Consider the following 16,583-nt stretch of genomic DNA (forward strand, 5'->3'; position numbering starts at 1 on the left):
GTTAAAGTCGAGCATCGCGTTTATTTATTTAATCGGTATTTTCTTTCCTCTCAATTTGACTGGAAAATGAATTAAAAATAATAAACTTAACAATATTTGAACGATTTTTTTAAGTGATATTTTCAATTAACAATTAGCTTGGTAATTATGTTGTTTAGATAAATATCCTTATTTTATATTGACATTGACGATAATCATGACAATAAAAACCAATTGTTATGGTTATAACGGGATAATAAAATGCGCCTGTCTTTCAGGAGGATAAAACAGAGCAATAAAACAACACCAATTAAGATGCTAAATTACTAAACATTGCTCGATATAACTCAGGGGAATACCCCAAAATTAAAAAATTATTAGTAAAATATACTACTCATAATCCGCAAGTTTTTGCAAAAATTCATATTTCATATGACGTTAAGGTGCATAGGTGGTTTTATCATCTGAAATTTGACTTAGGGTTTATTATGTAGAATGATATTGCCGGTTTGGTTTATTTTGACAGGTTATGATTTTAGTCAAAAAACTAAATAATCATTAGTCTAAGTATCAGAAATTAATTTCTGTGCTTCGGCTTCCCTTTGGCTATAAATATCTACTTTTTTATTAAAGGAATAAGTTAAATTATGAAACTTAACAAATTGGCGATGGTTTTAGGTTTTGGTGTAGCTTTGACTGCTGGCGCTGCAAGTGCAGCACCCACTGAAGGTAACGGTACAGTTAAATTCAGAGGTTCTATCATTGATGCGCCTTGCTCAATCAAAAACACCAATGTTGAAGTTGATATGGGTGCCGTTTCCAGTAATGCTCTGAAAGATGGTGGCCGTTCAGCCTCTAAATCTTTCAAAATTGAATTAGAAGGTTGTACTCTTGATACTCAATCAGGTGTGAGAACCACCTTTACTGGTGCGGAAGCTCCTGAGAAAGGTTTGCTGGCTATTGAAGGCACAGCACAAGGTGCAGCAATCGCAATCACTAACCATGGCAACAAAGTCATTCCTTTGGGTACAGCGTCAGACAGCATGTCTATCCATGATGGCAACAACGATCTGAATTTCGCCGCACATCTGAAAGGCCTGACAGCTGTAGGAGAAGACGGTAAAAATTCTGTAGTTGTAAAACCAGGTGATTTCACGGCGATCGCAAACTTTACCTTAAGCTACCAATAATATTGCAAGCTATCTGATCATTTTTAATGCTTGAATATCAGGAAACTCACTTTAATTGTTCACCTCGATTTTCCTGATAATATATTTAGGGTATTTCTGGGATAGTGCGTGTAAGTAAGGTATGGCTACAATATTCTGTAACAAGATCTGTTTTATTGATGCAGGTCAATATTATTTATGATTGAGTAAGCAGATTGTGTCATTAACAAAGTGATCCCTGTAGTGGTAAATTGAAATACCCTTTTTTATTTAATAAGTGAAGCACAAACAGAGCACTTAATATATTACGGTTAGGCAGGACATGTGGCTATCTCTGCAACCTCAGTATCGGTCAGGGTCCTCAATTTAGATCGATGAACTTTAATGACGCCATGTATGAGGTAAGAACGCCTGTGCGCTTACAGACTTGGTCGCGTCAGGTAGCGGCTAAATTCAAACTGGATGATTAACGATTCATTGTTCAGAGGATGCTATGGTTTTGTTTTCAGATGCTATGAATCATAATTTTTTATCTGATTATAGAGAAATAATCAGTAATAAAAAGACAAGCTGTAATAGAAAAAATATCTTTAATAGAAATAATGTGATTAATCAAAAAAGAACAGCTAATAAAATAAAAACAGAGCACTTACTATTCGGAATTAATCCTCTTTTTGCTCTTATACTGTTTGCATTGTCTGGTATTCAGACAGCTCATTCCAGATCATCAATTGAATTCAATATTGGTGCACTGGATGTCAATGAACGTGCCAATATTGATTTGGATAAATTTGCACGTGCAGGTTACATCATGCCGGGTAACTATATGATGAGTGTTCGGATGAATCAGCATGAGCTTTCGGATACCTATTCTATCGATTTCATTGCACCGCCTGATGAACCAACAGACAGTGAAGCCTGCATCTCCCCTGAATTGGTGAAACAAATCGCACTGAAACAACAGTGGGTAGAAAAATTAGGTTGGCAGAATGAAGGCAAATGTCTTGATCTCAATACGTTGCCAGGTATGTCAGCCAGAGGTGATCTCGCTACTTATACGCTTTATTTAATCATACCTAAAATTTATCTGGAATATGACTTACCGGATTGGGATCCTCCTGCTCGTTGGGATAATGGGATACCCGGATTACTGTTTGATTATAACATTAACGCACAAACCTCCAGACCCGTTCACGGGAGTAGCAGCCAACAAATAAGCGCCATCGGAACAGCGGGTATGAATGCAGGGGAGTGGCGTTTGCGGGCTGATTGGCAGGCCAAATATAACCGTTTCAAAAACCAAAGTGGCGATAAATCAGGCTCTTCTGGTGGAAGAGAACGTGATTGGGATTGGAGCCGTTACTACATGTATCGTGCGATCCCCCGCCTGGAAGCGAAATTGACATTGGGTGAGGATTACCTCAATTCCAACATTTTCGATAGCTTCCGCTATACGGGGGTCAGTTTAGTGACTGATGAAAATATGTTGCCCCCGAATTTACGTGGATATGCGCCTGAAGTCACAGGGGTAGCACGGACTAATGCCAAGGTAACGGTCAGACAACAGGGGAGAGTGCTGTATGAAACTCAGGTCGCTTCTGGTCCATTCCGTATTCAGGATCTGAGCGATGCGGTGGTAGGAACGCTGGATGTCAGAGTTGAAGAGCAAGACGGTGGTGTGCAAGAGTTTCAGGTTAATACTGCGACGATCCCTTATCTGACCCGCCCCGGACGCGTACAGTATAAATTTGTTGGTGGTCAGTCCACGAATGATAAGCACCGTCGTGAAGGGCCTGCATTCGGCATGGGTGAATTCTCGTGGGGAATTAACAGCGGTTGGTCGCTGTATGGCGGTCTCTTAGCCGCAGGAGATTATAACGCTTTGTCACTGGGGATCGGCCGCGACTTGATGATGTTTGGTGCACTGTCGTTTGATGTCACGGAATCAAGGGCAAGATTACCGGGAGAAAACAAAAACCTGACCGGTGGATCTTATCGTCTCAGTTATTCGAAACGTTTTGATCAATATCACAGTCAGGTGACGTTTGCCGGATATCGTTTTTCTGAGCGCAATTTCATGAATATGGAGCAGTATATCGATCGCCGCTATCGCAGCGTTTCTTCCAATAGCGGTAAAGAGATGTATACCATTACTTTCAACAAACAATTTACCGATATTGGCTTAAGTGCCTATCTCAACTATAGCCATCAAACTTATTGGAATCGGCCAACAAACGATCGCTATAACATTTCCTTATCCAAGTATTTTGATATTGGGCGTTATAAAAATATCAGCGTCAATCTGTCAGCCTATCGTAACAATTTTGACAATAAAAAAGATGACGGCATGTATCTGAATCTTTCCATTCCGTGGGGAGAAAGTGGCACTGTCAGCTACAACGGGTTGGTTAATCGTCAGGGCAATGCGCATACAGTAGGTTATTTTGACCGTATTGATGATCGCAATAACTATCGTGTTGCAGTGGGCACGAGTATCGATGGCAGGGCATCGGTTGACGGTTATTACAACCATTATGGTGACCAGACGTTGCTTACGGCCAGTGCCAGTTATCGGGATGGTGGCAATACGACGGCAGCCCTTGGCCTGCAAGGTGGGGTGACTGTAACGGCAAAAGGGGCTGCACTGCACCGTACTAATATGTCTGGCGCAACGCGCTTGATGGTCGATACAGAAGGGGTTAGCAATGTGCCTGTCCGGGGATTTGGTTCAGCGGTGCATACCAACTACTTTGGTAAAGCGGTGCTGGCCGATGTGAACAACTACTATCGCAACAGAGCAAATATTGACTTAGATAACTTGCCAGATGATGTAGAGGCATTGCGTTCTGTTCAGCAGGCAACATTAACAGAAGGTGCGATTGGTTATCGTAAATTCCAGGTGATATCAGGTAGTAAAGCGATGGTAATTATCAGGTTATCTGACGGTTCATCCCCGCCGTTTGGTGCATCAGTCATGAATAGTGCCCAACGTGAAATCGGGATTGTCAGTGATGACGGATATGTTTATCTGAGTGGAATAAATCAGGGTGAAAAACTGCAAGTCCATTGGGATGGTGGTGCTCAGTGTGAAATGACGGTGCCAGATGAAATAACATCAGAATCGTTAACTTCACTTTTACTGCCTTGCCGGTTTTTAACAGGTGATGGTAAGTAAATTGTCATTAAACTATCCAAAAAATCGTTATTTAATAGCGTATTATATCTGTCTGGACTGAAAAATATGGCGATTAGCCAGTGCAGCAATATCAATATATGAGTCTCTTTTGAGCATGAGCAAATGACATTATGAAACTGAAAAATATTCTAATGATAGCCACCATGACGGTAACCTGTTTGACATCCATTCATCAGGCAATGGCAGCGATAGCGTTGGATCGTACTCGGGTGATTTTTAATGGAAATACCAAATCCGTCAGTCTGAATATTGAAAATCAGCATCTTGATTTGCCTTATTTGGCACAGGCATGGCTTGAAGATGAGAAGGGAGATAAGATCAACGGCCCGCTTGTGATTGTTCCACCAGTACAGCGTGTTGAAGCTGGCGCAAAGAGCCAAATCAAAATTCAGACACTACCAACGATAGCTCAATTGCCACAAGATCGGGAAAGTCTGTTCTATTTCAATATTCGTGAGATCCCCCCACGCAGTGAAAAATCCAATGTGCTGCAAATCGCTTTACAGACGCGAGTCAAACTGTTCTATCGCCCGGAAGCGGTGATTGCACGCCGTATTGATCTTGATAACCCGTGGCAGGAAAAACTCACCTTAACCCGCGAAGGCAGTCAATATGTGGTGAATAACCCAACACCTTATTACGTCACGATTTCAGAAGCATCGAACAAAGTGAACGGTAAAAGTGTCGGAGGGTTTGAGCCGTTGATGTTGGCACCCAGAAGTAGTGAAAAACTGGGAGGAACCGCTAACGCCTTAGGCAATACGCCGATACTGACTTATGTCAATGATTATGGTGGGCGACCACAATTAATATTTAACTGTAGTGGAAATACCTGCGCAGTGACAAAAGCTGTCACTGATGGAAGCTGATTTAAGTTGTACAGATGATGTTCCATCAATCAAGGTGTTGATGGAGCATCAAGACAGAATTAGCCGGAATATAGTGAGTTTTTTCGGTAACTGGTTGGATAACCGTAGGGTAAATAATAATGAATCCGTTAAGCATCAGATTATCCAGATATGTATTGCCGATGCTGTTTCTTTTTGGCATGGGTAGCCAGCAAAGTGCGTATGCACGGGATAATTTACGTCAGGATGTCAGGATTACGTTAACTGTACTTGCTCCTGCTTGTTCGATTAAGACAGAAAATCAAAATATAGAAGTGGATTTTGGCAATATTCTTAACCGTGATCTTTATCTGCAACATCGGACAAAAGGCAAGCAATTTAAGCTGTATTTAGAGGATTGTGACCCACGTATAACAAAGCGACTTAAAATCAAGTTCTTAGGAGAGCAAAGCGAAGAGCTGCCGGGGCTGTTGGCAATTCGATCTGACGGGCGTATTCGTGGTGTTGCCATCGGTATGGAAAAAGTTGATGGTACGCCGATGCCGTTTAATAAAACCAGTGAATTCCCGTTATTAGCCGATAGTCGAAATAATGAGATTCCATTCCAGGCATATATACAAGCCGCCCCCCGTGCTATTCAAGAGAAAAAGATTGGTTTTGGTCCATTTACTGCTGTCGCGACGTTTGAAGTTAATTACGACTAGTCATGCTGACTGGTTTTTCATCCACGATCTTTAGTCAGAGTTTGATGTTATTGGAAAATAAGTTATGCGCCATATTAAAAAATCGTTGTTGAAGCTAGCAGCCCTGTTGTTTTTAGCCAGTACCACGCATGTTTATGGTGGGGCTTATGTTATGCCGGTTAATATGGTTCCATCAGGTAACCAGGCTGTCACAACCATGGAAATTATTGCATGGACTGAGGAAGAAGGGATACCGAATCCTTGCTATGGAAATACCACATGCTATGTTGGCCCAGATGTGATGTATAAGAATGGGTATCAGCCGGGAATGCACGGCTCTTGCAATGATGCAAGGGTATGTTTGAATGCAGGTAATTATCGGACAACCGCTGACGTTATGCGAGCTTATAAACGCAAATTTGGCATTCCTAAACGGGTAACATTTACCATCATAAGTACAGAGGCGGATTGTATCGGTTTGTTTTATACAACGGAGATAGATCCGGGATACGGTCATGCTCAACAATTCCCCAATTCTACTTGCAATAAAATGCCGCCCCCTAATCAAAGTTGTCGAATTGAATTACCTTCTGAAATTGCTTATGGGGAATTAACTGCGGCAGATGTGAATAATGCTACCCGCACAATTAACGGTACATTTGAATGTGCTGTTGGTAGCAACAAGATTATGTTGTATGCCAGATCAACCAATGATGAAGACAGAATTTATCTCGATTCCGATAAGCAAATATATTCTACATTGCAAATTAATAACCAAAATGCAGCAAATGGCGTGAATGTCGTTGCTGACGGAAAGAATGCGGTCAAAGATTTCACACTGACGTCAGTATTGCACACATTAACGCCACCGAAAGCCGGAAAATATGAAGGTACAGCAATAGTTTATTTAACTTATTTATAAATTGAGAGTAAAGAGATTATGCAAGTCAGTATGCTGGTAGGAAAAAGAATCCAAATGAAAAGAAAAGAAATTGGAGTGACAGCAGCAGAGCTGGCAGACAAAATAGGAGTGAGTCATCAGCAATTGTCACGTTATGAACGCGGAACCAATAAAATCAGTCTGGAGCATTTGGTCGCTATTTCTATTGCCCTGGAAACGCCCGCAAACTGGTTTTTAGAGGATTGTTTTATGCCCCCTAAGGTTCATATGAATAATCAATATACCTGTGTAGCAGAAACAATATTGGGTTTGTAACACTCTATCTTAGAGTGATAGCAGCCATTCCAATTCAGGAATGGCTTTGCTTTTTTACCGCCAAAAATGGCGGTATCTTATTGGGTAGGGTATCCCTATTTGGCAATCTTGGCGTGCATTTCCTGTACCGAAATAACCTGCTCAGTCGGATCTGCGCTAAGTGCCATAGTCGTTGCAAAACCGCCATTCAAGGTTGTGTCATAGTGCACTTTATATTGCAGTGCGCTGCGACGCAGCAGTTTTGAATCCTCAATCGCTTGGCGGCCTGCGGTGGTATTAACGATATAGTCATATTCACCATTTTTGATTCTGTCCTGAATATGCGGCCGCCCTTCATGAACTTTATTCACCAAACGTGGGTTGATCCCTGCTTCACCCAGCACAATGGCTGTACCGTGCGTTGCGTCCAGCTCAAAGCCGTGTTTAAGTAACTTAGCGGCCAAATCGACAACCCGCTCTTTATCACCTTCACGTACAGACAGCAGTGCCCGGCCTTTTTTGCGCAGGGTCGAATTACTGCCTAACATTGCTTTTGAAAAAGCTTCGGCAAACGTCCGGCCAACTCCCATAACTTCACCGGTAGAACGCATTTCGGGTCCCAGAATGGGGTCAACGCCTGGGAATTTATTGAATGGCAGTACCACTTCTTTGACGGAGTAGTAAGGTGGAATAATCTCTTCAATTGTCCCTTGCTCAAGCAGAGACTGGCCTGCCATCACACGTGCCGCTATTTTTGCCAGTGGCATCCCCGTTGCCTTGGAAACAAAGGGAACGGTACGTGCTGCGCGTGGGTTCACTTCAATCAGATAAACTTCGTTGTCTTTCACCGCAAACTGGACGTTCATCAGGCCACGGACACGCAGTTCAAAGGCCAGTTTTTCAACTTGCTGGCGCATCACATCCTGAATTTCTTTGCTCAGGGTATAAGCTGGCAAAGAACAGGCTGAGTCACCGGAGTGAACACCCGCTTGCTCGATATGTTCCATAATACCGCCAATCAGGACACGTTCACCATCACAGATAGCATCCACATCAACTTCAACAGCATCATCGAGGAAGCGATCCAGCAGGACGGGCGCATCGTTGGATACGCTAACCGCAGTCTGGAAGTAACGGCGCAAGTCTGACTCGTCGTATACGATTTCCATTGCACGCCCGCCCAGCACATACGATGGACGAACGACCAGCGGATAACCAATCTCATTCCCTTTTTCAACCGCCAGCTCGATAGTGGATACCGTGGCATTGGCGGGTTGTTTCAGGCCAAGGCGATTAACCGCTTGCTGGAAACGCTCGCGGTCTTCTGCACGATCAATGGCATCAGGGCTGGTGCCGATAATAGGTACACCCGCCGCTTCCAGTTCACGAGCCAGTTTCAGTGGTGTCTGGCCGCCATATTGCACGATAACCCCTTTGGGTTGTTCAACCCGCACAATTTCCAGCACGTCTTCCAGTGTAACAGGTTCAAAGTAAAGACGATCGGACGTGTCGTAATCGGTAGAAACCGTTTCAGGGTTACAGTTCACCATGATGGTCTCAAAACCGTCTTCACGCAGAGCCAGCGAAGCATGTACACAGCAGTAATCGAACTCAATACCTTGTCCGATACGGTTCGGGCCTCCGCCCAATATCATGATTTTTGGCTTGTCATTGTTCGGGTTGGCTTCACATTCGTCTTCGTATGTAGAGTACATGTAAGCAGTATCAGTAGAGAACTCTGCCGCACAGGTATCAACCCGCTTGTAGACTGGATATAAGTTGTAGTCATAGCGTAGCTTACGGATCTCATTACCGGAGACACCCACCAGTTTCGCCAGTCGCGCATCAGCAAAACCTTTGCGTTTCAGATGACGCAAGAAATCAGAGGTCAGTCCGTTAATACCTTGTTCTGCAACTTGTTCTTCCAGACGAATCAACTCTTCAATTTGCACCAGGAACCAGCGGTCGATATTGGTCAGGTTGAAGAGTCCATCAACAGACATGCCAGCGCGGAAAGCATCGGCGATATACCAAATGCGTTCAGCCCCGGCGTTTTTCAATTCACTGCGGATTTTGGTCAGGGATTGTGGATCATCCAGATTGACTTGAGGATCAAATCCGGTTGCGCCGACTTCCAGACCGCGCAGGGCTTTCTGCATGGATTCCTGGAAAGTACGGCCAATCGCCATCACTTCACCGACAGATTTCATCTGGGTGGTCAGGCGGTCATTACTGCCGGCAAATTTCTCAAAGTTGAAGCGAGGAATTTTCGTCACAACATAATCGATGGAAGGCTCGAAAGAGGCTGGAGTACGTCCTCCCGTGATGTCGTTCATCAATTCATCAAGGGTATAACCGACCGCCAGTTTTGCGGCGATTTTTGCGATTGGGAAACCTGTTGCCTTGGAAGCCAGCGCGGATGAACGGGAGACTCGTGGGTTCATTTCAATGACGATCAGGCGGCCATTTTTCGGGTTCACTGCGAACTGAACGTTTGAACCACCGGTTTCTACGCCAATTTCACGTAATACTTCCATCGAAGCGTTACGCATGATTTGGTATTCTTTGTCGGTCAGTGTCTGTGCTGGCGCTACGGTGATGGAGTCACCGGTATGGATACCCATGGGATCGAAGTTTTCAATGGCGCAGATGATAATGCAGTTATCGTTTTTGTCCCGCACCACTTCCATTTCATACTCTTTCCAGCCAATCAGGGATTCATCGATCAGCAATTCGTTGGTTGGAGAGAGGTCTAAGCCGCGTTCGCAGATTTCTTCGAACTCTTCCCGGTTGTAGGCGATGCCACCACCACTTCCACCCATGGTAAAAGAGGGGCGGATAATACAAGGGAAACCGACTTCTTCGGCGACCGCCAGCGCTTCTTCCATTGTGTGGGCAATACCAGAACGTGCGGTGTCCAGACCGATTTTTTTCATCGCCTTGTCAAAACGCTGGCGATCTTCTGCCTTATCAATGGCATCAGCGGTAGCACCAATCATGGTGACGTCAAATTCTTGCAGTACGCCTTGGCGCTCCAGTTCCAATGCACAGTTGAGTGCCGTTTGCCCGCCCATGGTTGGCAAAATGGCATCCGGGCGCTCTTTTTCAATAATTTTGCGTACCACTTCCCAATGGATCGGCTCGATATAAGTCGCATCAGCCATTTCAGGATCGGTCATTATCGTGGCCGGGTTCGAGTTGACCAGAATGACACGATAACCTTCTTCCCGCAGCGCCTTACAAGCCTGTGCGCCAGAGTAGTCAAATTCACAAGCCTGGCCGATAACAATGGGACCAGCACCTAAGATCAGGATACTTTTAATATCAGTACGTTTTGCCATTTTTCTTCTTCCCCTGATTATTTGGTGTTCTGAACGTTTGCCTGACGATATTGCTCAATTAACTCGATAAAATGATCGAATAGTGAAGCGGCTTCATGTGGACCCGGGCTGGCTTCAGGGTGTCCCTGAAAACTGAATGCGGGTTTGTCAGTACGATGAATGCCTTGCAAGGTGCCATCAAAGAGTGATTTATGCGTTACACGCAGATTGGCGGGCAGTGAGCTTTCATCAACAGCAAAACCGTGGTTCTGTGCAGTGATCATGACAACATTGCGATCCAGATCTTTGACGGGATGGTTGCCACCGTGATGACCAAACTTCATTTTCACGGTTTTTGCACCACTGGCCAGCGCCAGCAACTGGTGTCCTAAGCAGATGCCAAATACAGGGATTTCGGTATCCAGGAAGGTTTTAATCGCTTCGATAGCATAGTCGCATGGCTCTGGATCACCCGGTCCATTAGACAGGAAAATGCCATCCGGTGCCATTTTCAGGACTTCATCGGCGGGCGTTTTTGCCGGTACTACGGTAACGCGGCAGCCACGATCGACCAGCATACGCAGGATGTTGCGCTTCACCCCAAAATCATAGGCCACAATGTGGTAAGGCAATTCTTGCTCTTTACGCGCTTCGGGTAGCCCATCTGCTAACGTCCAGCTTCCTTGTACCCATTGATAAGATTGTGCCGTCGTGACTTCTTTTGCCAAATCCATGCCTTTCAGGCCTGGGAACGCTTGTGCTTTTTCCCGCGCAACTTCGGCATCCGCCTCATTACCTGCAATGATACAGCCGTTCTGTGCCCCTTTTTCTCTTAACAGACGGGTTAGCTTGCGTGTATCGATATCTGCGATAGCGACAATATTGTGACGTTTCAGGTAATCAGACAGGTTTTCTTCACTGCGGAAATTGCTGGTCACTAAGGGTAAATCACGAATAACTAAGCCTTGGGCTTGAATGGCGGGGGATTCTTCATCAGCGGCATTGATGCCGACATTACCAATATGGGGATAAGTAAGAGTAACAATTTGGCGGGAATAGGAAGGGTCGGTAAGTATTTCTTGATATCCGGTCATTGAGGTATTGAAGACCACTTCTCCAACAGCCACACCTTCTATACCAATAGCGCGACCGTGAAATTGGGTTCCATCTTCCAGAACCAATATAGCTGACTTAATCAAAACGCCCTCCAAAATGAATAATTAGTTGCATCCAGTGCATATTAATTCAAAATTAGTCCTTAAAATCAATGCCAATCCTGATTTTTGACAAAATTTTGGCAAATTGCGCGCATTCTAATGATGAGAGTGGGGGTTGTCTACAAAAAATGGCATTTTTATTGGCTTTTTTACAACTCTCAGTCTCATATTGAGTAAATATAGCTGAAAAATATAAGGAAAGTGGAAGCAGATAAACGATTATGGTGAGAGAAAACTTAAGAACAGCAAAAATATCGCGCTTTTTTTGTGTTTATGGGAAAAAAGCAACAAAAAGGCTAACTATTATTATGAAAATGGTGATTAATTTGGCTGTTTGATGAATATGTTTCTTATATATCATTATTACGCAACTATTTATAAAATAATTGCGTAATTACAGATAGTTATAATTTTTTAAAATTAAATCTTGTCAAGGCTCAGTACATCTTTCATATTATAAAGCCCACTACTTTTCCCTGTTAACCACATTGCTGCTTTAATAGCGCCATTAGCAAAGGTCATGCGGCTTGAAGCCTTGTGGCTTACCTCTACACGTTCACCGAGATCGGCAAAGATCGCGGTATGCTCTCCAACGATATCACCTGCCCGGATGGTGGCAAATCCAATGCTTTTAGGATCGCGTTCTCCCGTATGGCCTTCACGGGTATAAACGGCGCAGGTTTTGAGATCACGGCCTAATGCATTAGCGATAGACTCTCCCATTGCCAGTGCGGTTCCCGACGGCGCATCCACTTTATGGCGGTGGTGGGCTTCAATAATCTCGATGTCGGTATATTCCCCCATCACTGTGGCAGCTTTTTCCAGCAGTTTTAGTACCAAATTGACACCAACACTAAAATTTGCAGCAAAAACAATAGGGATTTCACGGGAGGCTTCTGCAATCGCGTATTTACCGGCATCATCAAAACCTGTCGTTCCGATGACCATGGATTTGTGATATTGCCGACAAATGGAGAGGTAGGCTAATGTCCCTTCAGGACGCGTAAAATCGACCAGTACATCAAAGTGTTCAATAACCTGGTGCAGATTATCATTAATCATCACACCGTTTTTACCGATCCCCGCCAGCTCTCCCGCATCGGTTCCCACCAATGAAGAGCCGGAACGCTCTAATGCTGCACCAAGTGTAACACCATCCAATAGCGGGACGGCCTGAATAAGATTGCGTCCCATGCGCCCGCCAGCACCGACGATAGCAACGCGAATATCTGTATCAGCCATAAGGCCCTCTCTGTAAATCATTTTTAATTGAGGTGACAAAGGAAACTGTTCTACAGCTTAACTGGCAAGGACTGGCAGCGCCAGATTTATAGCGTGGTCATAAGAAAAACAGGGATCATGTTGGAAATTATAAAAAAATTTTATTCATCGTTACGTAGTTAACAAAACAGTAACTTGAAAGATGAAGGGCGTAAGGTAAATTGATTAGGGTTTAATGAGAAATATTATATGTATCTATAAATTATAGAGTTAAAAAACAAATAATAGAATACGCCTGCTTAAACTGGAGTAGCAATTTTATACAAAAGTAGCAAACTGTTCCATCAAGCCCATTAAATAATAAATAAAATTGATTTCTCTTTGTAACTAGGTGGTTATTTATGGCTAAGACGGAAAATGTAAAAGAGAGTACCCACTTTTTTCATCTGAAGGAATTCAATGGATTGGAGATGCTTAAGGCGAGATATCATAAACAAGTATTTTCTCGTCATGTACATGAAACTTTTTGTATCGGTGTCATAGAAGAAGGAGCGCAACGTTTCTACCGCACGGGGAGAGAACATATTGCGCCTAAAGGAGCTATTATTCTGGTCAATGCCGATGAAATTCATACCGGTTCTTCAGCAGTAAAGACGGGTTGGTCGTATCAGGCTATATATCCGTCTCCTGATTTATTGTGTTCATTATCACGGGATTTCCAATATGGAGGTGGCTCGGTTCCTTGGTTTCCGGCAGCCGTTGTGCATGATCTTGGTTTGTCTGAACAACTGCGCATGACATTTCATCTTTTGGCTCAGAGTGGCAATATTTTACTCAAAGAGACTATGCTGCTTTCTTCATTAGCATGGTTGATAATGAAATATGGGCAAACACATGTTACTGCACAAGAGTTGCCTGCGGCTGAAAAGCAGATCTTTTTGGCTAAAGAATACATTGACGCTTATGCAGAAAATAATATTTCCCTTAATCAGTTAGCTGAACTGGTACAGTTGAGTCCATGGCACTTTTTACGGCAATTCAAGAAAACAATAGGCGTTACCCCACATGTTTATTTGATTTTGGCGCGTTTACGTATGGCACGGAGGTTATTACTTGAAGGGAATCCAATATTAAATGTTGCCATCCGTTGCGGTTTTTCTGATCAAAGCCATTTTAACCGCCATTTTAAAAATGCTTTGGGTATTACTCCCGGTATGTTTGTTCGCTCCTTGCAAAAATCTTATTAAGTTCCTTTAAAACGTCTACTTACAAATATCTTGATCAGTAAATTAACAAACTATTTCACCGCAATTTTATTCAATACTCTTACATAACCTATTCGTAATCTAATTCTCTAATGGTTATCTTTCACCTTATTGATGTAGATTGAGTTATGGAAAAATCATTCTCGGGTTCGAATACTGATATTCAACCGATGGCTGCTCCCTGGCAAGGATTTTGGTCTGGCATGTATAATATGCTGCCACTTTGTTTATCTGTTATCCCTTGGGGGATATTAGCCGGCTCTGTCGCTGTACAATCGGGTCTAACTCTGGGTCAAAGTATAGGTATGTCTGCTATCCTGTTTGCAGGGGCTGCACAATTAGTGACTTTAGGATTGCTGGCATCAGGTGCCAGTATATTTACTATTATTATTTCGGTTTTTTTTATCACGGCTCAGCATTTTCTATATGGATTAACGTTACGTGAATATGTAGCAGTGTTAAAGACTCGCTATCGCTTACCAATTGGATTTTTACTAACAGATGAGTTATTTGCACTTAGTTGTGCACAGAAAAATAAACAGGCCTTAAGCTCCGGTTATTTGATTGGTGCGGGTTTATGCTTTTATTTATGCTGGAACTTATTTAGCTTGTTGGGGATCTTCATGGCATCTTCGATTCCTGATCTTGCCAAATATCATCTGGATTTTTCTATTGTTGCTACTTTCATCACCATTGTTGTACCAATGATCAAAAAAATTAGTGTCCTTTGTGGTGTTGGCTTTTCCCTGGCTTTGTCTATGCTGCTCTCTTATTTTCATGTTGAAGGGGCAGTTATTATTGCGGGTGTCAGTGGGATGTTTTTTTCTGTTTTTATCGCCAGATTGACCAAGGAGTCAACATGAGTTGGACATTGATTTTTCTCTTAGCCGGTATTGTATTTTTTAACCGATATGTTTTTCTGGAACCGAAAATGCCGGTAAAGTTACCAAAGATATTAAATGAGTCACTAAAATATTCCGCACCTTGTTTACTTATTGCAATATGTGGGCCGATTATATTAATGGAACAAGGAGAATTAAGATCATTACCTAACAACCCATATTTATGGGGAGCATTAACAACGACTATTTTTGCTTTTTTTATCCGTAATATTGTTGTTTGCGTTATTATCAGTCTAATCGTATTTTATATTTTATCTGCTATCTTATAGGTAGGAGGGAATTATGAAAACAGGAACGGATGTTTATAAGGAGTCTACCGTTATTCGAGATACATACAGAATTTTACCTTTTCAAGGAATATGGACTTGGCTAACGGGAAAGGATATACCCGATAGGAAACCATTATGGAGATCAAATTCAATTGAAATGATCTTTTGGTCGATTAGCTGGGTTATAATTGGAATATTACTTATATATTGGGCACTGAATGGCCAAATGGCACTGTTACCCTCTATTATTGTCTATTTAATAGGTGTGTTATTTTCTGTTTCAGGTGCCAGGTATGTTGTTGCCACCATTATTCATCAAGGAGTTCATGGTAATTTACTTTTAAATCAAACCAGTAATAAAATTCTCTGTGAAGTTTTATCTACAATATTGATTACTCAGCCTTATGACTCATATCGCCAATTTCATATCTATGAGCATCATGGAAAGGATTTCTCAACAGTGGAGGATAAAGATCTTGCTGCAATTTATAAATTAGGGTTTATACCTGGAAAGTCTAAAAAACAACTTTATATAAATTTATTTTTGACATTGTTAAGTCCATATTTCCATATGTCCTACTTATCCGGTAGGATTAAATCAAATTTAATAGGCGTTCAAAAATACCGATTGGTTATGACAATTATCCAGTTATTAATATTAAGCTATATGATTTGGAATATAGGGATAGTCTCTTTTATCCTGTTTATCATCATTCCTTATGTAATAGTTTATCAAATTGTATCATTACTACATTTAATAACTGAACATGTTTGGTTATTGCGTAGAGAAAAAGAGACCATTCGTGATAGTCATGTCAATAATTCTATCGGGCGTTTTTGTGGTTCATCTTGCCCAAATAGCTTTGCCTTAAGGTATTGGCCTCAGTGGATAATGTGGGCTGTCGCACATCTATTTTATCATTTACCTGTAAGGATGCTGATATTACAAGGCTCTCTTGTGTGTCACGATTGGCACCATCGGGTAAGTAGTGTGAAAGAATGGTATAATTATGCAGCCTTAAGAGAAGTTAACGCAATAAAGTTAGCCAAAGAAGGTAAATATGATTACACTGAATTTTGGGGATTTCATAATAGCTTAGATTATGTGTTAACAATGATAAGTTATGGTGAGCCAGTCAAAGTTAGCGATTTAAAATATAGACTTAATTAAAAACGGCCTAAGTTATTAAACCTTTTCTGTAATTGAAGGGGCAAGGTTATTATTTAATAAGTGGACTACAAGGTCTACCATTATATAATCAAATTATTATGGTAGACCTGTTTGATATTTGAATGGCGAGATAATTAACCCGAATTCT

13 protein-coding genes are annotated in these 16,583 nt (G+C 42.3%); 10 read left to right on the forward strand and 3 right to left on the reverse strand.

All coding sequences use genetic code 11. The features are described from left to right. Nucleotides 1-626: 626 nt before the first annotated feature. From ABLA76_RS15830 to ABLA76_RS15855, 6 genes are all read left to right on the forward strand, one after another. Nucleotides 627-1,169, forward strand: a complete 543-nt coding sequence (locus ABLA76_RS15830; RefSeq protein ID WP_348988650.1) for a fimbrial protein — start codon at nt 627-629, stop codon at nt 1,167-1,169. 493 nt (nt 1,170-1,662) lie between these two features. After that, nucleotides 1,663-4,323, forward strand: a complete 2,661-nt coding sequence (locus tag ABLA76_RS15835) for an outer membrane usher protein (RefSeq protein WP_348988658.1) — start codon at nt 1,663-1,665, stop codon at nt 4,321-4,323. 131 nt (nt 4,324-4,454) lie between these two features. Continuing rightward, nucleotides 4,455-5,213 (forward strand): fimbria/pilus periplasmic chaperone, encoded by a 759-nt coding sequence (locus ABLA76_RS15840; protein WP_348988651.1) that lies wholly within the window; start codon nt 4,455-4,457, stop codon nt 5,211-5,213. Between the two features lie 119 nt (nt 5,214-5,332). After that, on the forward strand, nt 5,333-5,896 hold the full coding sequence (locus tag ABLA76_RS15845; protein ID WP_348988652.1) for a fimbrial protein: 564 nt from the start codon (nt 5,333-5,335) through the stop codon (nt 5,894-5,896). 64 nt (nt 5,897-5,960) lie between these two features. Then, nucleotides 5,961-6,797, forward strand: a complete 837-nt coding sequence (locus ABLA76_RS15850; protein ID WP_348988653.1) for a pilus assembly protein — start codon at nt 5,961-5,963, stop codon at nt 6,795-6,797. Between the two features lie 30 nt (nt 6,798-6,827). Beyond that, nucleotides 6,828-7,091 carry a helix-turn-helix transcriptional regulator gene (locus ABLA76_RS15855; RefSeq protein WP_327213530.1) on the forward strand — a complete coding sequence of 88 codons (264 nt, stop codon included), beginning with the start codon at nt 6,828-6,830 and terminating at the stop codon, nt 7,089-7,091. Between the two features lie 95 nt (nt 7,092-7,186). Here ABLA76_RS15855 and carB read toward each other — a convergent pair whose 3' ends face one another. From carB to dapB, 3 genes are all read right to left on the reverse strand, one after another. Further along, nucleotides 7,187-10,411 (reverse strand): carbamoyl-phosphate synthase large subunit, encoded by a 3,225-nt coding sequence (carB, locus tag ABLA76_RS15860; protein WP_348988654.1) that lies wholly within the window; start codon nt 10,409-10,411, stop codon nt 7,187-7,189. A gap of 17 nt (nt 10,412-10,428) precedes the next feature. Then, nucleotides 10,429-11,589: a glutamine-hydrolyzing carbamoyl-phosphate synthase small subunit gene (gene carA, locus ABLA76_RS15865; protein WP_047766707.1), complete on the reverse strand. Its 1,161-nt coding sequence runs from the start codon at nt 11,587-11,589 to the stop codon at nt 10,429-10,431. A gap of 438 nt (nt 11,590-12,027) precedes the next feature. Continuing rightward, nucleotides 12,028-12,849 (reverse strand): 4-hydroxy-tetrahydrodipicolinate reductase, encoded by an 822-nt coding sequence (dapB, locus tag ABLA76_RS15870; RefSeq protein WP_348988655.1) that lies wholly within the window; start codon nt 12,847-12,849, stop codon nt 12,028-12,030. 380 nt (nt 12,850-13,229) lie between these two features. Here dapB and ABLA76_RS15875 point away from each other — a divergent pair, with 380 nt between their 5' ends. From ABLA76_RS15875 to ABLA76_RS15890, 4 genes are all read left to right on the forward strand, one after another. Beyond that, complete coding sequence (locus ABLA76_RS15875) at nt 13,230-14,075, forward strand: AraC family transcriptional regulator (protein ID WP_348988656.1); 846 nt, start codon at nt 13,230-13,232, stop codon at nt 14,073-14,075. A 188-nt stretch (nt 14,076-14,263) separates the two neighbouring features. Continuing rightward, nucleotides 14,264-14,956, forward strand: coding sequence for an AzlC family ABC transporter permease (locus ABLA76_RS15880; RefSeq protein WP_348988659.1), 693 nt, complete (start codon nt 14,264-14,266; stop codon nt 14,954-14,956). Continuing rightward, nucleotides 14,953-15,264 (forward strand): AzlD domain-containing protein, encoded by a 312-nt coding sequence (locus tag ABLA76_RS15885; protein ID WP_285809628.1) that lies wholly within the window; start codon nt 14,953-14,955, stop codon nt 15,262-15,264. The genes ABLA76_RS15880 and ABLA76_RS15885 overlap by 4 nt, the downstream gene beginning before the upstream one ends. Before the next feature lie 13 nt (nt 15,265-15,277). Next, a complete protein-coding gene (locus ABLA76_RS15890; protein ID WP_348988657.1) occupies nt 15,278-16,435 on the forward strand; it encodes a hypothetical protein in 1,158 nt (385 codons plus the stop codon). The last annotated feature ends 148 nt before the right edge of the window (nt 16,436-16,583 follow it).

It is taken from the genome of Xenorhabdus sp. SGI240, assembly GCF_040081915.1.
GTDB classification, from domain to species: domain Bacteria; phylum Pseudomonadota; class Gammaproteobacteria; order Enterobacterales; family Enterobacteriaceae; genus Xenorhabdus; species Xenorhabdus bakwenae.